The sequence below is a fragment of the Amycolatopsis sp. Poz14 genome (genome assembly GCF_006704225.1).
Classification (GTDB): domain Bacteria; phylum Actinomycetota; class Actinomycetes; order Mycobacteriales; family Pseudonocardiaceae; genus Amycolatopsis; species Amycolatopsis nivea.
The window spans coordinates 9,195,610-9,219,030 of the sequence record NZ_JACLHD010000001.1 but is presented as its reverse complement, the minus strand read 5'-3'; the positions used below and the strand labels follow the sequence as shown (position 1 = coordinate 9,219,030).

Annotated in this window: 23 protein-coding genes and 1 pseudogene; 18 read left to right on the top strand and 6 right to left on the bottom strand. The window is 69.0% G+C overall.

Features of this window, described 5'->3' with window-relative positions; genetic code table 11:
- From FKO37_RS42740 to FKO37_RS42725, 4 genes are all read right to left on the bottom strand, one after another.
- Positions 1–795, bottom strand: coding sequence for an ESX secretion-associated protein EspG (locus FKO37_RS42740; RefSeq protein ID WP_238608067.1), 795 nt, complete (start codon positions 793–795; stop codon positions 1–3).
- Positions 792–1,118, bottom strand: coding sequence for a hypothetical protein (locus tag FKO37_RS42735; protein WP_037820534.1), 327 nt, complete (start codon positions 1,116–1,118; stop codon positions 792–794). The genes FKO37_RS42740 and FKO37_RS42735 overlap by 4 nt, the downstream gene beginning before the upstream one ends.
- Positions 1,119–1,143: 25 nt before the next feature.
- The gene (locus FKO37_RS42730; protein ID WP_037820532.1) at positions 1,144–2,295 is read right to left on the bottom strand and encodes a WXG100 family type VII secretion target; all 1,152 of its coding nucleotides are present in this window, start codon (positions 2,293–2,295) and stop codon (positions 1,144–1,146) included.
- Between the two features lie 88 nt (positions 2,296–2,383).
- Positions 2,384–2,923, bottom strand: coding sequence for a PadR family transcriptional regulator (locus FKO37_RS42725; RefSeq protein WP_238608066.1), 540 nt, complete (start codon positions 2,921–2,923; stop codon positions 2,384–2,386).
- A 70-nt stretch (positions 2,924–2,993) separates the two neighbouring features.
- Between FKO37_RS42725 and FKO37_RS42720 the strand changes: the two genes are divergently transcribed.
- The 7 genes from FKO37_RS42720 (at position 2,994) to FKO37_RS42690 (ending at position 9,842) form a co-directional block, all read left to right on the top strand.
- Positions 2,994–3,932 carry a hypothetical protein gene (locus FKO37_RS42720; RefSeq protein WP_238608065.1) on the top strand — a complete coding sequence of 313 codons (939 nt, stop codon included), beginning with the start codon at positions 2,994–2,996 and terminating at the stop codon, positions 3,930–3,932.
- Positions 3,933–4,065: 133 nt separating this feature from the next.
- Positions 4,066–4,716: a superoxide dismutase family protein gene (locus tag FKO37_RS42715; protein ID WP_238608064.1), complete on the top strand. Its 651-nt coding sequence runs from the start codon at positions 4,066–4,068 to the stop codon at positions 4,714–4,716.
- A gap of 129 nt (positions 4,717–4,845) precedes the next feature.
- Positions 4,846–6,294: a polyprenol phosphomannose-dependent alpha 1,6 mannosyltransferase MptB gene (mptB, locus tag FKO37_RS42710; RefSeq protein WP_238608063.1), complete on the top strand. Its 1,449-nt coding sequence runs from the start codon at positions 4,846–4,848 to the stop codon at positions 6,292–6,294.
- A gap of 28 nt (positions 6,295–6,322) precedes the next feature.
- A complete protein-coding gene (locus tag FKO37_RS42705; RefSeq protein WP_238608062.1) occupies positions 6,323–7,000 on the top strand; it encodes a haloacid dehalogenase type II in 678 nt (225 codons plus the stop codon).
- 25 nt (positions 7,001–7,025) lie between these two features.
- Positions 7,026–8,561 (top strand): hypothetical protein, encoded by a 1,536-nt coding sequence (locus FKO37_RS42700; protein WP_238608061.1) that lies wholly within the window; start codon positions 7,026–7,028, stop codon positions 8,559–8,561.
- Between the two features lie 79 nt (positions 8,562–8,640).
- Positions 8,641–9,255: a ClpP family protease gene (locus tag FKO37_RS42695; protein WP_037820577.1), complete on the top strand. Its 615-nt coding sequence runs from the start codon at positions 8,641–8,643 to the stop codon at positions 9,253–9,255.
- Positions 9,252–9,842, top strand: coding sequence for a ClpP family protease (locus FKO37_RS42690; RefSeq protein WP_009073577.1), 591 nt, complete (start codon positions 9,252–9,254; stop codon positions 9,840–9,842). Before FKO37_RS42695 ends, FKO37_RS42690 begins: the two co-directional genes overlap by 4 nt.
- A gap of 188 nt (positions 9,843–10,030) precedes the next feature.
- Here FKO37_RS42690 and FKO37_RS42685 read toward each other — a convergent pair whose 3' ends face one another.
- Both FKO37_RS42685 and FKO37_RS42680 read right to left on the bottom strand, forming a co-directional pair.
- On the bottom strand, positions 10,031–10,378 hold the full coding sequence (locus tag FKO37_RS42685; protein WP_043839420.1) for a helix-turn-helix domain-containing protein: 348 nt from the start codon (positions 10,376–10,378) through the stop codon (positions 10,031–10,033).
- Positions 10,379–10,437: 59 nt separating this feature from the next.
- Positions 10,438–10,809 (bottom strand): hypothetical protein, encoded by a 372-nt coding sequence (locus FKO37_RS42680; protein WP_238608060.1) that lies wholly within the window; start codon positions 10,807–10,809, stop codon positions 10,438–10,440.
- 103 nt (positions 10,810–10,912) lie between these two features.
- Between FKO37_RS42680 and FKO37_RS42675 the strand changes: the two genes are divergently transcribed.
- The 11 genes and pseudogenes from FKO37_RS42675 (at position 10,913) to FKO37_RS42625 (ending at position 23,320) form a co-directional block, all read left to right on the top strand.
- Positions 10,913–12,247: an aminotransferase class I/II-fold pyridoxal phosphate-dependent enzyme gene (locus FKO37_RS42675; protein ID WP_238608059.1), complete on the top strand. Its 1,335-nt coding sequence runs from the start codon at positions 10,913–10,915 to the stop codon at positions 12,245–12,247.
- 60 nt (positions 12,248–12,307) lie between these two features.
- Positions 12,308–13,786: an MFS transporter gene (locus FKO37_RS42670; RefSeq protein ID WP_238608058.1), complete on the top strand. Its 1,479-nt coding sequence runs from the start codon at positions 12,308–12,310 to the stop codon at positions 13,784–13,786.
- A gap of 41 nt (positions 13,787–13,827) precedes the next feature.
- Positions 13,828–14,964: an alpha/beta hydrolase gene (locus FKO37_RS42665; RefSeq protein ID WP_238608057.1), complete on the top strand. Its 1,137-nt coding sequence runs from the start codon at positions 13,828–13,830 to the stop codon at positions 14,962–14,964.
- A gap of 50 nt (positions 14,965–15,014) precedes the next feature.
- A complete protein-coding gene (locus FKO37_RS42660) occupies positions 15,015–15,701 on the top strand; it encodes a TetR/AcrR family transcriptional regulator (RefSeq protein ID WP_037820575.1) in 687 nt (228 codons plus the stop codon).
- 427 nt (positions 15,702–16,128) lie between these two features.
- Positions 16,129–16,930, top strand: a pseudogene (locus FKO37_RS42655) (transposase family protein); the annotation flags it as partial.
- 287 nt (positions 16,931–17,217) lie between these two features.
- Complete coding sequence (locus FKO37_RS42650) at positions 17,218–18,888, top strand: AMP-binding protein (protein ID WP_238608056.1); 1,671 nt, start codon at positions 17,218–17,220, stop codon at positions 18,886–18,888.
- Positions 18,885–20,414, top strand: coding sequence for an FAD-dependent monooxygenase (locus FKO37_RS42645; protein WP_238608055.1), 1,530 nt, complete (start codon positions 18,885–18,887; stop codon positions 20,412–20,414). Before FKO37_RS42650 ends, FKO37_RS42645 begins: the two co-directional genes overlap by 4 nt.
- Complete coding sequence (locus FKO37_RS42640) at positions 20,411–21,169, top strand: maleate cis-trans isomerase (RefSeq protein WP_134732786.1); 759 nt, start codon at positions 20,411–20,413, stop codon at positions 21,167–21,169. The genes FKO37_RS42645 and FKO37_RS42640 overlap by 4 nt, the downstream gene beginning before the upstream one ends.
- 13 nt (positions 21,170–21,182) lie before the next feature.
- On the top strand, positions 21,183–21,821 hold the full coding sequence (locus FKO37_RS42635; RefSeq protein WP_238608054.1) for a VOC family protein: 639 nt from the start codon (positions 21,183–21,185) through the stop codon (positions 21,819–21,821).
- 1 nt (position 21,822) lies between these two features.
- Positions 21,823–22,077 (top strand): hypothetical protein, encoded by a 255-nt coding sequence (locus FKO37_RS42630; RefSeq protein WP_037812097.1) that lies wholly within the window; start codon positions 21,823–21,825, stop codon positions 22,075–22,077.
- Positions 22,078–22,213: 136 nt separating this feature from the next.
- On the top strand, positions 22,214–23,320 hold the full coding sequence (locus tag FKO37_RS42625; protein ID WP_308196576.1) for an alpha/beta hydrolase: 1,107 nt from the start codon (positions 22,214–22,216) through the stop codon (positions 23,318–23,320).
- Positions 23,321–23,421: the final 101 nt, after the last annotated feature.

Sequence of the window (23,421 nt, the reverse complement as noted above, 5' to 3'; positions counted from 1 at the left end):
TCACGGCCGCCGCGCGGCGGTGGCCAGCTCGCCGAGGGCGAAGCGCAGGTCGGCCGGGCGCAGCGAGTTCACGCTGAGCCAGCCGTCCCGCGCGGGGTTGATCCGGACGCGGCCGCGCGGTCCGTCCATCCAGGACAGTTCGCGGCCTGCCCTGGTGCGCCCGTCGCGGGTCGCGCCGAGCTGGCCGCGGCCGGTCAGCGGGACGACCAGGCCGACGAGGCTGTCCAGCGCCGCCGGGTCTCCGCCGCTGTCGTGGACGAGGTCGCGCAGCCGGTGTGCGCGCGAGGCGTCGTCCTCGTCGTCGGTGAGCGCCATCGCCTCCTTGACCGCGTGCGCGGGCAGCGTGACCGGCATCGTGCGGGCCGCCTCGACCTGCGGAATCTCCGCGAGCACGGCGTCCACCAGCGCGGTCTCGTCCACCCGGCGCACCGACAGCGTGTCGGCCTCGAGCCGTTGCCGGCAGATCAGCGCGGAGGACCGGTAGACGAGTGCGGTGACGGCGGTCGCCCCCTCGGCGTCCGCCACCACCAAATCGACGATGCCGCGGCGTTCGCGCAGTGCGGTCACGGCTTCCGCGGCGAGGCCGTCCGGTCCGGATTCGTCCGCGAGACCGCGCGCTTGCAGCGCTTGTCCGGCGGTGGCGAACAGGATCTCGCGTTCGCCCTCGATCCGGCCGTAAGACGGCACCTGCAACGGAAACGGCCAGCTCGCCCCGGCGTGCACGGCCAGCAGGTCGGCCTCGACGAGTCCGATGTGGACGGTCTCGTCGCCGGCGCGCGGCAGCACGGCGGTCATTCGGCTTGCCGTTCGAGTCGCTGGAAGGCTTCCTGTACCCCGGATTCGTGCTCTTGATAGCGCCGGATACCCGCCTGCAGCGCCTCGTGGAATCCGGTCAGCTCGGTGTCCGCCGCGCCCAGTTCGCCGGTGAGCCCGGCGTGCCCGGCGGCCTCGCGCAGCCGCTGCGCCAGGTGCAGGGCGGGCGGCGCGGTGCCGAGCTGCGGGAGCCGGTCGGCGAGCCGTCCCGCCGAACCGACGAGTTCCCCGGTCTGCTCGCCGAGCCTGCCCAGCGCGGCGACCTGCCGGTCCAGCGCGTTCGGGGCGACCTCGTGGCCGGTCATCGGAAGCTCCTGTCTTTTTCGGCCGTCACAGCCCGATCACCGGGCTGATGGTCTTGTCTTCGGGGTGCAGGAGCGGCTGGTCGAGGACCGGCATCTTGTTCTTGTGCTCCTCTTCCTCCTCCTGTGCGGCTCCCGCGCCGCGGCCGGGCATCATCCCGTTGCCGCTGGCCGCGCGGGCGGCGGCCATCTCCGCCATCGCCGCGTTGCGGGCGAGCAGGGCGCCCTCCATGCCGAGCGCGGAGCGGATCCCGGCGGCCATGCCCGATTCGACCGGGGCCGCGGTGGTCAGCGCGCCCCACGGCATGCCGCTGCCCGCGCCGGTCCCGGCCCCGCCGAGCGGACCGGCGTAGCTCGACGCACTGGTCGACTCGTCCGCGCCGTAGGAATCCGCGGTCGTCGCCCCGGCGGGCGGCGGATTGATCGCGTGCGAGCTCTTGTGCAGGCTGGCTTCGTAGCGCTGCATCACGTGCACCGCTTCGGCTTTCTGTTCGGCGGCCGCGACATTCGCGGCGAACATGCTGGCCCCGCCGCCCGCGACCGCGCCGATCGCCGCGCCCATCAACGCACCCGGACCGGCCCCGATCCCGCCCGCTCCGGCGCCGAGGATCCCGCCGATGACCGCGCCCGCACCCGCTCCGGCCGCCGCGGCGGCGACCACACCCCCAGTCGGGTCGCCCGGCGGCTTCGGCATGGTGTTGCGCGCGACGGCGAGCGAATCGCCCGCGTTCTGGGCCGCGCCGCCGACGGTCCCGGCGCGGTCGCCGATCCCGGACGCGCGCTCGCCGAGCGAACCCAGCCGTCCCGAAGCGCGTTCGGCGGCCTGTCCGCTCCAGTTCTCGTGCAGCGTCCCCTGCTGCGACTTGAGCGAATCGGCGTGCGACCGCATTTCCGAACCGTGCCGCTGCCATTCGGCCGCGACCGTGCTGACGTCGCCGACGTCGGCCTTGTCCCACAGCATCTGGTACAGCTGCTGGTGCGTGTAGGCGTTCCAGTTGGTGCTGCCGGGCGGGATCGGGGCCCCGAAGTAGCCCTCCCACACGTTGCGCAGCGCGGACACGACCGGTTTGGCCAGGTCGCCGACCGGTCCTGCCTTGTCGAGTCCCGCGAGCGCCGAGTCCGCCAGGTTCTCCACCCCTGCCGACGCGGCGTCGACCACTGATCCGGATTCGCCGGTCATACCCCCACCTTCGCCTCTGCCCGGCAGGCTGTCGCCAGGCACTCGCGCACGGTAAGGGGCGGCGATGAAATCACGATGAAAGCTGTGATCACCGGGGCGGGACGAGGTCTCCGCTCTCGATCCGGGCGGCGGTGCGGGCGAGCCACGCGGCGTCGTGCCGGAGCCGGGAAACCAGGAAATGCGCCTCGATCATCTGCATTTCCGGCAAATCGGCGTTGTCGAGCGTCGCGGACAGCTCGTGCTGCTGGTCGCGGACCCGTTCCGCCCGGTCGCGCAGCAGGGTCACCGCGCGGGCGGGCAGCAGCGCGCCGAGGTAGGCCAGCGCGATCAGGAACCGGGAATCGAGGTTCGGGTCGGCGTCGCGCAGCTGCCGTTCGATCCGCTCGCGGAAGTCGGCGAGGCCCGCCTCGGTCAGCCGCACCGGCTGCGGATCGCCGTCGCCGTCCGGTTCGACGAGCCCGTTCCGGGTCAGCGTGCCGACCAGCGTGTACACGGTCGACGTCTTCGGGTTCAGGAACGGATAGCGGGTGCGCAGCTCGCGCAGGAGCGCGTACTGGTGGCGCGGGGTTTCCACGAGCAAGCCCAGCATCGGCAGCACGAGCGGGTTGTCGAGAGCGTTCGTCGGCACCGGACCAGGGTAGCGCACCTTAGTCGTATACGAGTACATTGCTCGTATACGACTACTGGAGGAGATGCTCGTGATCGTCTTTGGCGTGTGGCCCGGCGTGGTCAGCACGGATCTGGTGCGGCTCGAAACCTTCATCGACGCGCCGCCGGAGGACGTCGAACGGACCGCGGAAGCGTTGCGGGACCTCGCGAAGGGCACGGAACGGTTCTACGTGCGGTGCTACCGCAGTTACCGGGGCCCGCACGCGCCGACGCCGCCGAACCCGGTGCCGTATCTCGGCGACGGGCGAGTGGTCGACTACGTGCTCGGCTACAGCAGCCCGGAGGCCGATCCGGACGGGTTCGCCGACGCGGTGCGCGCCGCGGTTCGCGAGGTCGCCGAGTTGGGCGGCGGGAAACTGCAGGTCTGCGAGGAGGTCAACGTCGCCGCGCCGCTGGACGGCGGCAGTCCTGGTTGCTACGAAGCGCTCGGCGCCGGGCTCGCGGCGGCCCTGGACGAGCGGACGCGGCTCGGGGCCGACGTGGCGATCGGGTTCAACGCCGCGGTCGCGCTGCCCGGCGATCCGTTCTGGGCCTCGGTGCAGTCGGCAGTGGCTCCGGAGGTGCTGGCTCGGGTCGATTTCCTTGGCCTGGACTTCTTCCCGGACGTTTTCCGACCCGTGCCAGCCGACGCGTTGGTCGGTGCGGTGACCCACGTCGTACGTTCGTTTCGGGAATCCGCGTCGGCGATCGGAGTCCCGGCGAGCGTGCCGATTCATATCACCGAAACCGGATGGCCGACCGGGCCGGAGAATTCGGAGGAACAACAGGTTCGGGTGATGGAATCCGTGGCACGCACGGTACTCGGGTTGGCTGCCGAGATCGGGGTGGATACCTACGAGATTTTCGGGCTGCGGGACGGATTGTCGAGCGGTCCGCGGGAAAACCGGTTCGGGCTGCTGCGCGACGACTATTCCGCGAAACCGGTGTACGAGACAGTGAAGCGGCTGATTGCCGAGCATTCTTCCTGACTTCCGGATTTGCGAAAGGTGGACATTCCGCCGCGCGCAGGACCCGGTTAGTGCCATCTGGCCCCTGGTCACGGGGAAGGCGAGGCCCGATTCTGGATCGGTCAGAGATCACCAGTGCCTTCAGGGAGATACCGTGCGCAGAAAGAAGTTGGTGGCAGGCGCGTTGGGTGCCTGCGCACTGGTCATGGGCGTGGCGCCAGCGGCCAGCGGCTACGTCGGCGAGCAGTTGCCGGACACGGCCCGGCAGCCGGCCGGCGCGGCTTATCGCGACGGCGATTCCGCCTCCGCCACGCTGAAGGACGCCAACGGCAACGAGGTCGGTTCCGCGTGGTTCACCGCCGACAACCGTTCGCACGCCGTCTGGGTCGAGGTGTACCTCACCGGTCATTTCACGCCCGGTTTCCATGGCATGCACGTGCACGAAAAGGGAAACTGCACCGTCGGCGACCCGAAGAACCCGTTCACCGCCGCCGGCGGCCATCTGATGCCGATGGACCACCACACCGGACTGCCGATCGGGCAGCTGCCGTCGGTCCAGGTGCGGTCGAACGGCCGCGGGTACCTCAAGTTCGTGCTGGACACCTTTACTCTGGACCAGCTGTTCGGTCCTGACGGGACCTCGATCATCGTCCACTCGAAGTCCGACAATTTCGCGAACATTCCCGCCGACCGCTACAGCGTCCGGGGCGACCCCAACGCACCCGTGCCGGACGAGAAAACCAAGGCGACCGGCGACGCGGGAACTCGGTTCGCCTGCGGGGTGATCACCCGGGACCAGAACTGAATCCGTCCTTTGTGGACTCAAACTCAGGATGGTCCGTGAAGGGCTCCTTGCGGGAATCAGATTCCGGAAAGGAGCCCTTCACGGACCGGCAGCCGGGGTCGCGGAGCCGGCGGCTACTACGATCGGGGTATGTCTAGTCAGCCGGTCACGCTCTCGCGGCCCGTGCGGTTCTTCAGTTTCGCGTCCGCGGCGAGTCTGCGCTGGACCGGCTTCGGCGGGGTGCTGCTGCTGGCCGTCGCGGTGTACGCCGGGGCCGCCGGGATGTCCGGGGTCCTGCCGTTCGCGGGCGGGATCGCCGGTGTCGGGCTGGTGGTGCTCGCGTGGGCGCTGCTGGGCGGGCGCGTCCTTGCCTCGGACCTCCCCGACACGGGCTGGCTGAAGCGGACGCTCGCGTTGTGGTGCGGGCCGTTGCTCGTCGTGCCGCCGCTGTTCAGCGGGGATGTCTTCAGCTACCTCGCGCAGGGTGTGGTGGCCGCGCACGGGTTCGACCTCAACGCCGTCGGGCCGCAGCAAGCACTGGGCTCGGCGTCGGACATCGTCGGGCGGGTCAGCGTTTACTGGCGCGAGACGCCGTCGCCGTACGGGCCGCTGTTCGGTGCGGTCGAGCGCGTCATCGCGCAGGTGTCCGGCGGGAATCCGATCGTCGGGGTCGCGCTGCACCGGCTGGTCGAGGTGGCCGGGCTCGTGCTGATCGCGTGGGCGGTGCCGCGGCTGGCGGCCGTGGCGGGGGCGTCGCCGCGGGTCGCGTTGTGGCTGGGCGTGCTGAACCCGCTGGTTCTGTGGCACGTGGTCGCCGGGACGCACAACGACTCGCTGATGCTCGGCCTGATGGTCGCGGGCGTGGCGATCGCGCTGAACGCGCTGGGCGACCGGATTCGCTGGTGGCCGCTCGCGGGCGGGGTGCTGCTCATCGCGCTCGGCGCCGAGGTGAAGGTGCCCGCGCTGGTCGCGCTGGCCGCGGTCGGCACGGCGGTGGCCCGGCGGCGCGGGCGGATCGGCGAGTTCCTGCTCGCCGGCGCGGCGATGGTCGTCGTCTTCGCGGCGGTGTCGGCGGCGGTTTCGCTGGCGTCGGGGATCGGGTTCAGCTGGGTGTCCGCGCTGACGACCTCGGGGGAGGTCAACAGCTGGATGGCGCCGACGAACTGGTTCGGCTTCCTCGTCGGCGGCATCGGTTCGCTGTTCGGCGCGCACATCACGCAGACGATGATCGGCGTCGGCAAGATCATCGGGTACGTGCTCACCGCGGCCGCGATCGTCGCGGTGCTGCAGCGGCAGTGGACCGGCCGGATCGACGCGGTCCGTTCGCTGGGGCTGATGCTGAGCGCGGTCGTGGTCTTCGGGCCAGTGGTCCAGCCGTGGTATCTGCTGTGGGCGGTGATTCCGCTGGCCGCGTCGCTGCCCGCCGGACGCGTGCGGTCCGTGGTGATCACGCTCGTCGCGGTGTTTTCCGTCGTGCTTCCGCCGATGGGCGGCAACTTCAGCGGACGCGTCGGCTTGCTGGCGCTCGCGTACGTGATCGGGCTCGCGGTGGTGGTCGCGGCGTTCTTCGCGCTGCGTAAAACCTCCACAGTGGACTAGCGCTCGCGCGGCCGGATAGGTTGCGGTCATGGACATCGAGGTGCTCGTGTTCGACGTGCTCGGCACGCTCGTCGACGAACCGGCCGGAATCCGTGCCGGGATCCGGAAATTCGCGCCGTCGCTCGCCGCTTCGGAAGTCGACGAGCTGCTTGCGGTGTGGCAGAAGCACGTCGAGCAGGAGCAGGGCCGCATTGTCGACGGGGAACGGCCGTACGTCGCGAGCGATGTCATCGACCGGGAAGCCGCGCAGGCCGTCGCCGACGCGGTCGGTACCGGCGATGTCGCCGAGTTGGCGCTCGCGGCCCGGCGACTGCCGCCGTGGCCGGACACGGTGGACGGCCTCGCCCGCCTTGCCGAACGATTCCCGCTGGTCGGCCTGTCCAACGCGAGCCGGACCGTGCTGCTCGACCTGTGCGCGAACGCCGGATTGCGGTGGCACACCGTGTTGTCCGCCGAGAACGCCCGCGCCTACAAGCCCGCTCCGGACGTTTACCGCCTCGCCGTCGACGTCGCCGGTCGCGCGCCCGAGCGGCTGCTGATGGTCGCGGCACACGCCTGGGATCTGCGCGGGGCGCAGGAAGCCGGGTTCCGCACCGCGTACGTCAGCCGTCCGGTCGGCGATCCGCCGGGTCCCGCCGATCGGTTCGACCTCCACGCCGACGGGCTCGCGGACCTCGCCGAGCAGCTCGAACACGGTCGCGACTGAACCCAGGACCAGGCATGATCTCGGCGTGACCGATCTCAGCGACTTCGAACAACGGCTCGTCGAAGCGGCCCGCGAAGGCGAACTGCTCGGCGCCGCCCAGATCGACGTCGCGGACCTCGCCGAAACCGAAAGCCCGGACCACGTCGTGCGCGCGCAGGTTCTTCGCGACCTGCTGCTCGGCAGGCACGGCGACCTCGACCCGCGCGGGATCATGCTCGCCAGGGCCCGGATCACCGGTCTCCTCAACCTCGACGGCGTCTCCGCGGCCGCCGGGCTGATGCTGCTGACCTGCGTTTTCGACCAGCTCGTGCTCGCGCGCCAGGCAAGGCTGCCGCACCTGTACCTGATCGGCGGGCGGATGCCGGGCCTGCACGCGTCCCGGGTGCGGATCGAGGGAGACCTGCACCTGTCCGACGGCGTGCGGATCACCGGGGACAGCCCGGACGGGGCGATCCGGCTGATCGGCGCGCACCTCGGCGGGAGCCTGCTGTGCCGGGACGCGGAAATCACGAACCCGGCCGGGCTCGCGCTGGAGGCGAGTTCGGCGGAGCTGGGCAGCGGGCTGTACCTGCACCGGGGAACGCGGATCACCGGCTCGTCGGCCGACGGCGCGATCCACCTCAACGGCGCGTGCATCGGCGGTCCGCTGGAGTGTCAGAGCATCAAGGTTTCCAACGACCTCGGGCCGGCGATCGAGGCGGACACCCTGACGGTCGGTCGCAGCATGCTGATCCGCGATTCGGAGTTGAGCGGCAAGGGCGAGATCGGCGCGGTGCGGTTGCAGGGCGCGCAGATCGGCGGGCAGCTCGAGTTTTCCGCGACCACGCGGGTCACGTCGCCGGAAGGACGGCTGCTTGGGCTCTCCGACGCGAGGGCGACCACGGTGTTCATGCCGGACAAACTCGTGTGCCCCGACGGCAGCACGAACGCCGAGTGCGACCACCCCGAACTGGCGTGGCTGGACGGGTTCACCTACGCCGCCATCGATCCGTCGTTCGGCTGGCGGCGATGGCTGCACCTGCTTCGCTGCCACACCGAGTACTACGACGCCACCGGTTACCAGAAGCTGGCGGCCGTCGAGCGGACCGCGGGCCACGACGGCAACGCGCGCACCATCCTGATCGCGCAGCAGGACGACCTGCGCCGCCGTTCGCCGGAAGCGCTCGGTGGACGGATGTCGCGGCTGTTCCACTGGATCTGGGGCACGCTGGCCGGATACGGCTACCGAGCCCGGCGTACGGCGGCGGCGTTGCTGCTCGCGCTCGTCGCGGCCGGAGCGCTCGGATTGTGGGCCGGGGCAACGGAAACCCAGCCCGGACACCACGCGGCGCAACGAGTCGCGACCGGTGCGGCGTGCTCCCCGGTCGAGCTGATCGGTCTGGGGCTCGACCGAGGCTTGCCGATCGCGCCGACCGGCTTGCGGAGCCGCTGCGACCTCGACACGGCGAGTGTCGCCGGGCAGGGGTTCACCGCGGCGATCTGGGGCGTGCAGATCGCGGTGTGGGGACTCGCGACGCTGGCGCTGGCCGGGTACACGAACCTGGTGCGCAAAACCACCTGACCTGCCGCGCTGCTCACAGCAGATCTGCCGTCGGCAGAGAAGGCGGACGCGACGGGTTCCGCGGCGGCAAGGTCGGGGCATGACCAACGAATCGACTCCGCCGATGTTCGACCAGCGGCTCCGGGAACGGTTCCTGAGCCAGCGGGTCCTCGTACTGGACGGTGTGCTCGACGACGACAACGGGACGGTCCTCGCGACCCAGATGCTGTCGCTGGCCGGCGAAGACCCGGTCAAGGACATCGCGCTGTGGATCCACTCGCCCGGCGGATCGGTCCCGTCGATGCTCGCGATCCGCGACGTGATGCGGCTGGTGCCGTGCGACGTTTCGACGCTTGCCCTCGGATTGGCGTGCAGCGCCGGGCAGTTCCTGCTGTCGGCCGGCACTCCCGGGAAGCGATTCGCCCTGCCGCACGCGCGCATCCTGATGCACCAGGGCTCGGCGGGAATCGGCGGCTCGGCCGTGGAGGTCGAGGTACAGGCCGACGACCTGCGCTACACCCGGGACACCGTGCTGGGCCTCACCGCGCAGGACACCGGTCAGCCGTTCGACCGCATTTTCGCCGATTCCCTGCACGACCGGTGGTACACCGCCGCGGAGGCGCAGGACTACGGCTTCATCGACCAGATCGTCGACCGCCTGGAGCAGGTCGTGCCGGTGCGCACGCACGCGATGGGCTTGGGGGTACGCGCATGAGCACCTACACCATCCCGAACGTCGTGACCCGCAGTCCGGGCGGCGAGCGGATCATGGACGTCTACTCGCACCTGCTGTCCGAACGGATCGTGTACCTGGGCACGGCGATCGACTCGGGCGTCGCGAACGCGCTGATCGCGCAGTTGCTGTTCCTGGAGTCGGACAATCCGGAGCAGGAGATCAACCTGTACATCAACTCCGAGGGCGGCGACCCGGCCGCGATGCTGGCGCTGTACGACACGATGCGCTTCATCAAGGCCCCGGTGGCGACGACCTGCGTCGGCCAAGCGGTGGCGACGGGAGCGGTGCTGCTGGCCGCCGGAGCCGCCGGCCGCCGATCGGTGCTGCCGCACGCGCGGGTGGTGCTGCATCAGCCCGCCGCACAGGGCCGCGGGACGATCCCGGACCTGATCCTGCAGGCCGACGAGGTGATCCGGGTCCGGACGCAGCTGGAGGAGATCACGTCCCGGCACACCGGCCACGACGTCGCGGAACTCCGGCACGACACCGACCGCGACCGGGTATTCGACGCGGCCGGGGCGGTGGAGTACGGGCTCGCGGACCAGGTGATCGAAGCACGCCCGTGAGGCGAGGACGCAGGCCGGTTCTGGGGCTCCGGCCTGCGGCTTCGCGCCCTGGTTCGGTGGGCCGCGGGTGGTTCCGCGGGCTGCCGTGAGCGCTGGTGCGAGCTGCGGTTCGACCGCATCGATCCGCCGGTTGTGCGCGGTGATTTCACAGCCTGGCGCCGGTGGTTCGAGAAATTCCGCGGCCCGGTTCAGGCCGCCATCAGCACCGGACCGGCCGGACGCCGCGCCGGTCGCGGTCCGACCACGCTGATCCGCCGCATGTCCCCGGCGATCCCGCTCAGCAGACCGGCCAGGTTGACCCCGAGCGCCCCGGTCACCGCGGCGATCATCTCGCTCGACGGTTCCTTCCGCCCGCGCTCGATCTCGGACAGGTACTGCGGCGAGATCCCGGCCCGCTCGGCGACGTCGACGAGCCGCTCGCCCTGGTTCTCCCGGGCGGCGCGGAGACTGCGGCCGAGCACCTCGCGCCACAGGGGTTCCGCCTCGTCGTCCCGGGCGGGGGCGCGGCGCTGGTGGAAAGGAAGGATGTCCGCCATAGGCCCAGCCTGGCATCCGCCGGGCCCTCGGCGACAGCGGTTCCGCTCAGGGCAGAACGTCACCCCGCGACTTGGTTGCCGAGCATGATCACGCCGAGCACCAGCGCGATCGCCGACACCCCGATGCCCACTCCCGACACCGGCTTCCCCGTACGCCGTCCGACGACGCCCACGAGTCCGAAGGCCAATCCGGCCAGCCCGAACGGAAGCGCGAGGTACGCCCGGATGCCGGTCAGGTCGATCGGCAGCAGCGGAACCACGCAGCCCAGCACGCCCAGCACCAGCGACGACACCCCCAGCCAGACGCCGTTCGCCGGAGCGGGCAGCGGGTAAGGGGCGTAGCCCGGGTACTGCTGGACATTCGGCTGAACCGGCCACGGCTGCCCGGGTCCGGCCGGCGGCATTCCCTGCGGACGGGGTTCGTCAGTCACCGGAAAGCTCCTCACCGTGCGAAAGAAACGTTGCCACACCTTAGAGCGCGGACGCGCTCGGTAGGGTGCCGGAGGAAGCACCCAGCGACCGACGAGGTGACGCATGGACCGGCGCGAACTGATCGACCAGGCTCTCCGCGGCGTCGAGGCCTGGGAGCGCAAATGGGGTCCGTTCACCCCGTCCCCGGCCAGCGAGCCGGACGTCGACCTCCCCGCGCTGCTCGAGACCTACGCCGCCCGGATGGACGCGTCGTTCCCCTTCTTCCACCCCCGCTACGCGGGCCAGATGCTCAAACCGCCGCATCCGGTCGCGGTCGCCGCCTATCTCGCCGCGATGGTGGTCAACCCGAACAACCACGCGCTCGACGCCTCGCAGGCCACCTCGCCGATGGAGGTCGAGGTCATCGCGGACCTGGCGCGGATGTTCGGGTTCGCGCAGCCGTCGCTCGGCCACCTCACCTCCAGCGGGACGATCGCGAACCTCGAAGCCCTCTGGGTCGCCCGCGAACTGGCCCCAGGCAAAGCGGTCGTCCATTCGCAGGACGCGCACTACACGCACGGCCGCATGTGCCAGGTGCTCGGTGTGGAATCCCGCGCGGTGCGGGCACTTCCCGACGGACGCGTCGATCTGTCCGCGGTCGAAGCCGAGGTCCGCAGCGGCGGGGTAGGCACGGTGGTGCTGACTCCGGGAACGACCGGACTCGGGGCGGTCGACGACATCCAGCAGGCCCTGGCGCTGAAGGAACGGTACGGGGTCCGCCTGCATGTCGACGGCGCGTACGGCGGGTTCTACACCTTGCTGGGCGAGTACGAGGCCTACCGCGCGATCGGCTCGTGCGACTCTGTCGTCGTCGACCCGCACAAACACGGACTCCAGCCCTACGGTTGCGGAGCGGTGTTGTTCGCGGATCCGTCGGTCGGCCGGTTCTACAAACACGATTCTCCCTATACCTACTTCACGTCCGACGAGTTGCACCTCGGCGAGATCTCCCTGGAATGTTCCCGCGCTGGTGCCGCCGCCGGAGCGCTTTGGCTTACCCTGCAAGCGTTCCCGCTGGAACGCGACCGAGGACTGGGTCGATTGCTGGCGGCGTGCCGTCGAGCGGCGAACGACTTCGCCGGGCTGCTCAAGGAATCCGACCGTTTCGCACTGCACCTCGAGCCCACTTTGGACATTGTCACCTACTGGCCGCGACGGACCCGGATGAGCGAGATCACCGAAGCCGCCAACGCCATCCTCCAGAACGGCATGGCGGACAAGGACAACCCGCTGTATCTGTCCACTTTGCGCGTCGACGCGGAGGCGTTCGCCGCGCTGCACCCGGACGTCGAACGGGACGCCGAGACCGTCACGATCCTTCGTTCGGTGTTGATGAAGCCCGAGCACGAGGCCTGGATTCCGCAGCTCAAGCAAGCGCTCGACCGGTTGGCGGAGTGAGTCCCGGACAGCGGGACTGACCGGTTCGATCCGGACGGACCGCCGGTTACATCGGTGCGCATGGCTGAGCAACCGCGCACCGCAGAGCGGTCGACCTGGTATTACTTAGCGATCGTCGTGGCGATCGCGCTCCTGACCGAGAACGCCAACTTCGAGTTCACCCTCGTCGGGGTGGGCCTGCCCGACATCGCCGCCGCCTTCGGAACCGACCAGGTGGCGCTGGTGATGACCGTCGTCTTCGTCGCGTCGCTCGTCTTCCTCCCGATCGCCGGGAAACTCGCCGACACGCACGGCAAAAAGAAAGTCCTCCTGGCCGCGGCCATCATGTTCGGCGCCGGCTCGCTGATCTGCGCCCTGGCACCGGTGTACTGGCTTTTCCTCACCGGACGCGTGCTTCAGTCCGCTTTCGTCGTCGCGTATGTCGCCGGTTACGGCCTCATCCGCGACCTCTTCCCACCACGACTGGTGCCGCTCGGCGTCGGCGCGCTCGGGGTCGGCACCGGCGTCGCCGCGTTCGGAGGTCCGCTGCTCGGCGGGTATCTCGTTGATACCTACGGGTTCCGCAGCGCCTTCTGGTTCACTCTCGGATACGACGTCGTCGTCTCGACAATCGTGCTGCTCGTCGTCCCCGAAACCCGAGTGCGGATCAAGCGCCGCATCGACGTCGCCGGCGGCTTGCTGCTCGGCGGCGGGATGGCGGTGCTCGTGCTCGGCTTGGTCGAGAAGGAGTATCTCGCTTACGCAGTGGCGCTTTCGGTGATAATGCTGGTGCTTTTCGTGATTGTCGAGCGTCGCCGCGCCGAACCGTTGATCGATCTAGCGCTGGCGGCTCAACCCAAGGTGTGGCTGACGCTGCTCGCGTCGGGCACCGCCATTTTCGTCACCACCGCCAACAGTTCCGTGCTCATCCCGCAGCTGCTTCGGACCCCGCACGTGCCCGGAGTGTCAGAACACGGTCTCGGCATGAACGCATTGGAATACGGCGTGCGCTACGGTCTCCCGTTCGGTCTGGTCGGCGCGGCCGCGGGTTACGCCGCCGGATGGGTGTGCCGGAGATTCGCGCCGAGAACTGCTTTGCTCACCTCGATCATCGGCACCCTCGGCGGGGTCGTGCTGATCCTTTTCGGACAGTTGAGCGGACCGGTCCTGATCGTGGTGATCGCCGCGCTCATGGGCATCGGGCTGGGATTTCTCTACGCCGGAGCCAACAATCTCGTCATCGAGGCCGTGCCCGCGGAGGCGCAGGGCGTCACGACTTCGTTGCTCTACACCGCACTCGGCGTGATGAACACCCTCGGCACGGCGATCGTCGGATCGATCACCGCTGCCCATCAGGTCCGGCTCAGCTCCGGTGTCTCGATCACCAACGACACCGGATACCAGGCGGCGTACTTCGTACTGCCCGGCGTGAGCGTCCTCGCGCTCTTGCTGACTGTCCTCATGCGACACGGCCGCACCCCGGCCACTGGCGGAACAGCTGCGGCGGAAAGGCCAGGTCTTGACATCAACATCAGTGTCGATAATATGACACAATCGTAAACATGGGTTGATGCCGTCCGGCCCCATGGAAGGAGACCACCGTGCGCAGCGTCAAACGACTTGCTACTCGGATGTTGGCGGTGATGTCGGCGGGGCTGCTCACGCTGACCGGCGTCGCGAACGCGGCCGACGCCTGGCCTGCGACCGAGGCGGTGCCCGGCCTGCCCGGCGCGCCGGTGTCCGCCGACGTGCCAGGAACGGCTTCGGCCAGCGGCGCGCAGTGCCGCGACTACTTCTTCCCGGTCACCGAATCGCCGGAAAGTCCTGCTGTGCTCAAGGAATTCGGCCAATTGTGCACATCGGACCCGGCCTTGCTCGGCAAGCAGCCGGTGCAGATCCTCATCCACGGCGGCACCTACGACCACACCTACTACGACTGGCCGTACCAGCCGGACCGCTACAACTACGTCCGCTACATGACCCAGCGCGGCTTCACGACGCTGAACCTCGACCGGATCGGCTACGGCCACAGCGACCATCCGCCGGCCGCGAGCATGAACTTCGACGTCGCGGCCAATACGACCCACCAGATCGTGCAGTATCTGCGCCAGGGCGCGCTGGGCAAGCAGTTCGGCACCGTGACGGTCAACGGATACTCGATGGGCGGCCTCACCGCGCAGGTCGAGGCGGGCAAATTCCACGACGTCGACGCGTTGATGGTGCACGCCGTCGGCCACGGGCTGCTGACCCCGCGCTCGACACTGCGGCTCGGGACGTTCGCCTATCCCGCGCTGCTGGACCCCAAGTTCGCGGACAAGCCGTGGGCGCTCGATCCGGCGTACCTCACCAGTATCCCCGGCAAACGCGACCTGTTCCACGGTCCACAAGGGACGTATGACCCGGAGCAGCTGCAGGTCGAAGACGCCACAAAGGACACTATGTCCGCGACCGAGCTGGCGGACATCACCTTGCGCACCTACACCGACCAGACGAAGAACATCGACGCGCCGATCCTGTGGTCGCCGGGCCAGTACGACAAAATCTGGTGCGGCACGACCGACGACTGCAACACCGATCCCATGGCGGCGAACGAAGCGAGCTACTACCGGCCGGGCGTGTTCACGAAATACCTCGTGCAGAACACCGGACACGCCACGCTGCTCGGCTACGGCGGCGTCGACTACCTGCGGGAAATCGTGAGCTGGCTCGGCGAACGAGGGATCCGCGGGGTCCAGTGAGCCGGGTGCGCCGCAGTTCGCCGGGGCAGCGGACCGGTAAACTGCGGCGCATGTCCACGGCAGAGCGAGGCAAGGGTTCGCGCAGCGGGTTGCGCCGGACGCTGATGACGTCCGAACTTCTGGACACCGCGACCAAGCTGTTCGCGGAAAAGGGCTACGAGGCCACGAGCCTGCTGGACATCGCGAACGCGCTGAACATTTCCCGGCCGGCGCTGTACCACTACGTCAGCAAGAAGGAAGACCTGCTGGCGATGCTCGTCGAGCAGGTCACCAACGGGTTCGCCGAGGTGCTGGCCCAGCTGAAGGCACGCGACGACCTGACGCCGTCGGAGAAGATCGCCGACGTGGTCGCGCTGATCGTGCGGCAGCGGGCGGAGCACTCCGACCAGTTCCGGATCCTCGACCGGTCCGAGCCGATCCTGCCGGAGCCGCTGGCCGGGGAGCATCTGACGGCCAAGCGGAAGATCCTGCGGGAGTTCACGGCGCTGGTCGAGGCGGGGATCGAGGCCGGGGAATTCCGGCGGGTCGACGCGCGGACGGCGGCGTTGTCGTTGCTGGGGATGTGCAACTGGGTCGCTTGGTGGTTCCGGCCTGGGGGAGATGTGGACTCGTTGGTGGCTACCGTCACTGGGTTGGCGACGGGGATGTTGGCGGCTGGGGAGAATGCCGGGCGGGGGCGGCAGGATGCGCGGACTATTGCGGAGATTCGGGGGTTGTTGGATCGGTTGGAGGGGTGAGGTTTCTCCTCCTGCTGGGTCGGGGAGAGAGCGGCTGTGCCGGGGGGAAGAGCGGCTGTGGCGGGGGAAAGAGAGCGGCGAAGCCGCGAAAAGAGAGCGGCGAAGCCGCGAAAAGAGAGTGGTTGCGTGGGGCACCCCGAAGTTTGATTGTCACTACGGCGCGGGGGTGCTTGTCAAGGCGGGAAAGATGCCTTGACAAGCACCCCCGCGCCGTGTTTTTGGCTTCGTATCGGGGGCGGGGGAGGTGTGGGTGCCTCGCTCGTTGGGTGCATCGCTGCCGGTTTTCGGGTGCGTCAGATGCACCCAATGCCACATTGAGGTTTTCTCAGTAGGGCTGGGTGGGGTGTGTCGCCGAGGGGCGGGGCGTGGGGCCGCTGGTAGGACTGGATTTGCGAAGATCAAGTCCGAGAAACCCCAGGGGCCCCACGTGATTGCTTATGGTGCCACGCTCGATGTGGCGCGCGAGCTTGCCCTGTTCGTCGCGCGTGTCCTGCACGCCGAGCACCGCCGCCGCGGCACCCGCCGCGGCCGGCGGGCGCTGACCGCGTTCGGGCAGGCGGTGCTGGCGCTGCGCTGGTTCCGCGACGCCGTCCCGGTGCACCGCCTCGCCGCCGACCACCGCGTCGGCGTCGCCACCGCCTACCGGTACCTGCACGAAGCGGTCACCGCCCTCGCCAGCGAGGCCCCCGACCTGCACGACGTCCTCGCCCAGCGCCGCGGCGCGGGGACACGCACGTGATCCTCGACGGCATGTTGATCGGCTGCGACCGGGTCGCCGCGACCACCGTCAAGACCAAAGGCCGCAACCGCGGCGCGACCGTCCACCTCTGGTACTCGGGCAAACACCGCTGTTTCGGCGGGAACATCCAGTTCCTCGCCACCGCCGACGGCTACCCGCTCTGGGTCTCGCCCGTGCTGCCCGGCTCCCGCAACGACCTCGCCTCGGCCAGGCACCACGGCATCACCGGCGCCCTGACCGCCGCCGCGGCCCACGGCCTGAAAACCCTCGCCGACAAGGCCTACCACGCAGCCGGCACCGGCATCCTCACCCCGGTCAAGAAAACCACCGGCCGACCGCCGCTACCCCCGACGAGCACGCCTTCAACCTGCTCCACACCCGGCTGCGCTGCCTCGGCGAACGCGCCGCCGCAATGTTGAAAACCCGCTGGGCAGCCCTACGACACGTCACCCTCTGCCCCCAACGCATCGGCCACATCACCCAAGCAGCCTCGTCCTCACCCACCACGAACACCACGGACGCTACTGAGAAAACCTCAATGTGGCATTGGGTGCATCTGACGCACCCAATGTGGCATTCGGTGCGTGGGACGCAACGAATGTGGCATTGGGGCGCATCGCGTAGGGCGGGTTGAGCTGGGCAGGGCTGGTCGTGAGGGGAACCCTGAGGGAATCAGGGGCTGTGAGGGTGGCCCTCACGAACCTCGGGTTGTGACATAAGTGTCGAAAGTTCGACACAAGTATTGAATTCTGCGCTCGGGCGGCTTACCTTGGCTGCATGACGTTGCCTCCAGCTGCACTGCCAGTGGCCCCGTTCGACGAGGTCAGCGTGCTTGCTTATCGGCGTGCCGGGTTGTGGGCGGGGCGGTCCCTGCCTGCTGAACTCCTGGCCGCGGCTCGTCGGCATGGTGGTCGCACCGCGCTCGTTTCCGAGGGTGTGGCGTGGTCGTACGACGAGCTTTTCGACACTGCGTCGCGGTTCGCGGCGGGGCTGCTCGGGTCGGGTGTGGTCCGTCCGGGGGAGCCGGTGGTGTTCCAGATGGGGAACGTGGCGGAGACCGTCGTCGCGTACCTCGGGTGTTTGTTCGCTGCCGCGCCGCCGGTCTGTACTTTGCCGCAGCACGGGACTCGGGAGATCGGGTTGCTCGCGGCGCACGTCGGGGCGCGGACGCTGATCGCGCAGGCCGATTTCCGGGACGGACGGTTGCGCAAGCAGGCGGAGCAGTTGCTGGCGGACGGGGCCGTCTCCGACGTCGTTGTGTGCCGCGGCGAGGCGCTCGGGGATACGCCGTCGTACTCGCGGCTCGTGGCTGAACAAGTGCGGGAACCGTTGCCCTACTTGGATGTTGACCTTGCCCGGCCCGCGGTGTTCCAGCTTTCCGGTGGGACGACGGGGCTGCCGAAGGTCGCGCCGCGGTTGCACGAGGAGTACGCCTACAACGCTCGGGCCTGGGCGGCCGCGATGGAGATGGACGAGCACTCGCGGGTGCTGTATCCGTTGCCGCTCATGCACAACGCGGGCATCTCGCTCGCGCTGCAGCCCGCGATCCTCACCGGGGCGACGCTCGTTCTCGCTCCCTCCGCGGACGTCGACACGCTGCTCGACCTCATCGGCGAGCACCGGCCGGACGTGCTGCCGCTCGTGCCGCCCGCGCTTGCCGTGCGGCTTCTCGAATCGCCGCGGGCCCAAGCGGCCGACCTGTCCTGTCTGCGGGATTTCGTGGTCGGCGGGCAGCGGTTGCCGGTGGAGGTCGCCGAGCGGCTGCGGGACGAGCTGGGCATCCGGATCCGGCAGATGTTCGGGATGGCCGAAGGGATGTTCCTGGTCACGCCCGCCGGCGCGGACGAGGACGTGCGGCACCATACCGTCGGTGCGCCGATCTCCGCGGCGGACGAGATCCGGATTCTCGACCCGGTGTCCGAAAGCGAAGTCCCGGACGGCGAGGTCGGCGAGTTCGCCGCGCGCGGGCCGTACACGATCCGCGGCTACTACCGCGCCGAGGAGCACAACAAGACCGCGTTCACGCCTGACGGGTTTTACCGCACCGGCGACCTGGCCCGGCGGCACGTCAGCGCGAAGGGCGTCAGCTACTCGATCGACGGACGGATCAAGGACGTCATCAACCGCGGCGTCGAGAAGATTTTCGCCGAGGAGGTGGAGGAGATCATCGTCCAGCATCCGGACGTGGTCACTGCCGCGCTCGTCGCGATGCCCGATCCGGTGCTGGGCGAACGAGCGTGCGCGTACCTCGTGCTCGAGGACGGCGCCGAGCCGCTGACAGTGCAAACGCTTGGCGCGCACCTGCTCAGCCGCGGGCTCGCGAAGTACAAGCTGCCCGAACGCGTCGAGGTGGTCCCGGCGCTGCCGTTGACGAACGTCGGCAAGGTCGCGAAGAACCGGCTGCGCGAGGACGTGCAAGCGAAACTGGCCGAAGGGAGTGCCCGGTGACCCGGCGCGCGAACGTAATCGGGGGCGGACCCGGCGGGCTGTATGCCGCCCGGCTGCTGAAACTCAACGACCCGGGTCTGGAGGTCGTCGTCCACGAGCGGACGGACGCGTCGCGGGCGACGTTCGGGTTCGGGGTCGGGCTCACCGAGGCCACTATGCGCAACCTCGAACAGGCCGATCCGGAGACCGCGGACCGGGTCCGGGCGGTCAGTTACGTCGGGCACGAACTGCGCTTCGACGCTCCTGATCGGTCCGTGTGCCTGCACGGCGCGCGCAATCTCGCGGTCGGCCGGGCGGAGCTGCTGCGGGTGCTGCGAGAAGCGGCGACCGACGTCGGCGTCGTATACCGCGCCGGGTCGCGCGCCGATCTCGGCACCGTGACCGGCGACGTCGTCATCGCTGCGGACGGGGTCGGCAGCGCGACGCGCACCAAACTCAGCGCGGAACTCGGCGTCCGCACCACCCTCGGACGGACGCGGTACGTGTGGTGCGGTGCCCCGTTCGCCGCGTCGTCGGCCTTCTTCGCCGCGGCTCGGCGGGGGCCGGAACTGTTCGTCACCCATGCCTATCCGTACGCGGAGGACCGCAGCACTTTCCTGATCGAAGTGGACGACGAAACCTGGACGAGCGCTGGTCTAGCTGAGTTCGACGCGGCCACCGGTCCCGGCGAGACGGACCGGCAAAGCGTGCAGCTGCTGGAAAACGTGCTCTCGGACCAGCTTCGCGGCGGCGAGCTGCTCACGAACCGCACTCGCTGGAGCCGGTTCGTCAACCTCGGCCTCGACCGGTGGCACAGCGGGAACGTCGTGCTGCTCGGCGATGCCGCGCACACCGCGCACTACACGCTCGGCTCGGGCACCAAGCTTGCGCTGGAAGACGCGATCGCGCTGGCCGGGGCGTTGACGGGGGAGAGCTCGCCGTCCGCCGCGTTCGCCGCGTACGAACAGGCGCGACGACCGGCGGTGGAGCGGTTCAAGCAGCTCGCCGGTCGTAGCCAGCGGTGGTGGGATTCCTACCGGTGGCGGGCGGACTGGTCGGCCGAACGGCTCGGCCTGTCCTACATGACGCGTTCGGGCAACATCACGATGGCCGACTACGCCCGATCCGAACCCGAGGTCGTGCGCGCCGCGCTGGAGTGGCTGGGTTCGGCGCCGACCGGCGACCCAGAGGAATGGGTGCTCGCACAACCGTTGCGGGGCAACGGTTTCCAGCTTCCGTCGCGGGTCACTACGCGCGCGAACCTCGGTCCGGTCGAAGAGCTTTCCTGGACCGAACCGGACGTGTGGAGCGAGCCCGCCGACGACGCGGTCGCCCGCGCCGGTCGCGGTGCCGGTCCGCTGCTGCTCACCGGAGCCGCGGACGAGTTCTGGGCAAGGGTCGACCTTGCCGAGCGGCTTCGCCTGCAGACCAGCCGCTGCGTCGGCGTGCAGCTCCCCGAATCCGCGCGGGCCTTCGCGGCGACCTCGATCGGTGCCGGCCGGGCCGATTTCGCAGTCCTTGAAGACTTTCCCAGGAGGAATTCGTGACCAGCACTTCCCGGCGCGTCGGGCTGATCGTGCCGAGTTCGAACGTCACCGTCGAAACGGAGCTGCCGCGGCTGCTCCAGCGGGTGGCGGACGTCGAGTTTTCCTTTCACTCCAGTCGAATGCGCATGCACGCGGTGACGCCTGAGCAGCTGCGCGCGATGAACGCTCAGCGCGAGCGTTGCGTCCTGGAGATCGGCGACGCGCGGACGGACGTGCTGCTCTACGCCTGCCTCGTCGCGGTCATGGCGTCCGGTGTCGGGGCACATCGGGACACGGAGCTGCGAATCGCCGAGCAACTCGCGCTCGGCGGCGCGGACGCCAAAGTCCTGTCCAGCGCCGGTGCGCTGGTGCGCGCGCTGAAGGATCTTGAAGCCAACCGCGTCGCGCTCGTCATGCCGTACACCGAACCGGTCGCGCGCACTGTGGTCGAGTACCTGGAGGCCGAGGGCTTCACGATCACCGGCTGGCGTGCGCTGGGCGTCGCGGACAATACGGAGGTCGGCTGTATACCGGGCGACAATGTGCTGTCTGCCGCACGCGAACTCGACCTCCGGGCCAGCGACGCGCTGGTGCTGTCGTGCTGTGTCCAGATGCCGTCGCTCGACCTGATCCAGCCCGCGGAGGACGAATTCGGACTGCCCGTGCTCTCCGCCGCCACCGCCGGCGCGTACTCGATCCTGCGCAGCCTCGGCCTTCCCGTCGAGCTGCCGGGCGCGGGTTCGCTGCTGCGCGCCGACGCCAAAGTCCAGGCCTGAAAGGAGTTTCCGCATGACTGAGAAGCCAGTGCACCGCGTGCGCGGAGTCGACCACGCCGCCTTCCCGACCTTCGACCCGGTCGCCACCGTCCGGTTCTACCGCGACGTGCTCAATTTCCCGATCGTCCACTCGATCTGCGCCGCGGGCTGGGGCCCGGAGAAACACCCGGACTTCATCCACTTCTTCTTCGACATCGGCGGCGGCGACCGCTTGGCGTTTTTCTATTACTTCGGCTGGGAACCAGCAGGCGACCAAACCGCCCCGGGCGACGCGTGGGCCCGGCTCCCGCACGGCACGCCGAAATTCTTCGCCGACAGCAGGCATCTGGCGATCAATGTCGCCGACGAGGAAGATCTGCTGGAGTATCGTCGTCGCCTGGACGAATCCGAATGGCCGGTGGAAATGCAGGTGATGCACGAAACCATCGAATCCATTTACACCCACGACCCGAACGGCTACATGGTCGAAATCACCCGCGCCTTGCGTCCAGTGACCCCGCAGGAGGACCTCGACGCGGAACTGACCCTGCGCGCGTTGTGCGACGTCGCTTCGGGCGAGGACCCGTCGATGGACAAACTGCTTACGCGCAAAGCAGAACTGATCGTCGAAGAGGCGGCTTCATGGGAGCCCGCGGGGAAGGAGATGGTCTGACGTGGCGCGGTTCTATGTCCTAGACGTGCCGGAAAACGAAGGCGTCCTCGCCGTGGCCCGCCAAGACGACGGCAATACGGTCGACCGGATCGGCCCGTACTTCCGAATCAGCGCCCCGGGAACAATCGTCATCGACCGCCGCGCGACGGGTTGTCGGCACGCCGTTTGGTACAGCGCGATCGCCGGTCTGGAAGGGTCCGTGATCACTCAGCACGACAAGAACGCGCTGCGGATCGAAAGGCGCCCCCATGCCTGAAAACGGCCTAGGCGCGGGCCGCTACCTGGCCCCCGCCTCCCTCCCCGAGGCGACCACCACGACCGCCCACCAACTCACCACCTCCGACGGCGCGACAGTCAACGGTCTGCTTAGGACAGTCCCAGGTGCGTCCACAGTGGCGTTCCTGATGCATCCGCGGCAGGATTTCTCGCACCACGTCCTGGTTCCCGAACTGCTAGCCCAAGGCTATGCGGTGTGGACCCAAGGCACCCGCACCGTCGGCAACGACCTCACCCTGCTGCACGAACAAGCCCTCCTGGACATGGCCGCCGGACACGTCTTCCTGCGCTCCGCGGGCTTCCCATCGGTAGTCCTCATCGGACACTCCGGCGGCGCAGCCTTGGCTGCTTTCTACTTACAGCAGGCCGCCCTGCCTCCATCCGCCCGACTCCACTGCGCCCCAAGCGGAAAACCCGTCCCTCTCACTGAGGCCGAAATGCCCGTCGCGGACGGTTTCCTCATGATGGCCCCGCATCCCGGTCAGGGAGCTTTACTGCTGCGCCTGATCGACCCCTCGGTAACCGACGAACAAGACCCCCGCTCAGCTTCACCGGCCTTGGACCCCTACCTCCCCGCGAACGGTTTCGCCACCCCGCCAGAATCCTCGACGTACTCCGCGGATTTCATCACGGCGTACCGCTCGGCCCAATACGAACGCGTCGCCCGAATCGACGAACGAGCCCGGGAACTGGCAGAGAAGTCGGCCACCGCGCGGCGTCGCTACGCCACCTCCAAAGACCCAGAGGACCGACGGAGCGCCCTGGCGACCGGAGTCCTGACTGTCTACCGCACCGACGCGGACCTGCGTTCAGTCGACCTATCACTGGACCACAATGACCGCCCATACGGTTCACTATTCGGCCACCGCCCGGACCTGACCAATTACGGCGTGCTCGGCTTCGGCCGCCTGACGACCCCGGACTCGTGGCTGTCGACCTGGTCGGCAATCTCGAGCAACGCAGACTTGGCCCGCTGCCTGCCGGACGTGAAGGTGCCGACGCTGCTGGTCGAACTGACTGGCGATCAGGCGTGTTTCCCCGCCGACGCCAAACGCTTCCACGACTTGAGCGGCGCGTCAGACGCCACACATGTTCGGGTGCCAGGCAGGCATTTCGGCGCCCCTCTGCACGAGGGCATGACCTCAGGCGCAACCCTCGCCGGCGCGGAAATGGGCCGATGGCTGGGGGAGCGGTTCCCGGCAGGTGCGCTCGCGGTGAGGTGAGTTGGGCCGCTGCTCCCGATGGATTTCGCTCGCGGCGAGGTGAGTTGGGCCGCTGCTCCTGGGGGGTTCGCTCGCGGTGAAATGATCCGGACTGCTGCTCC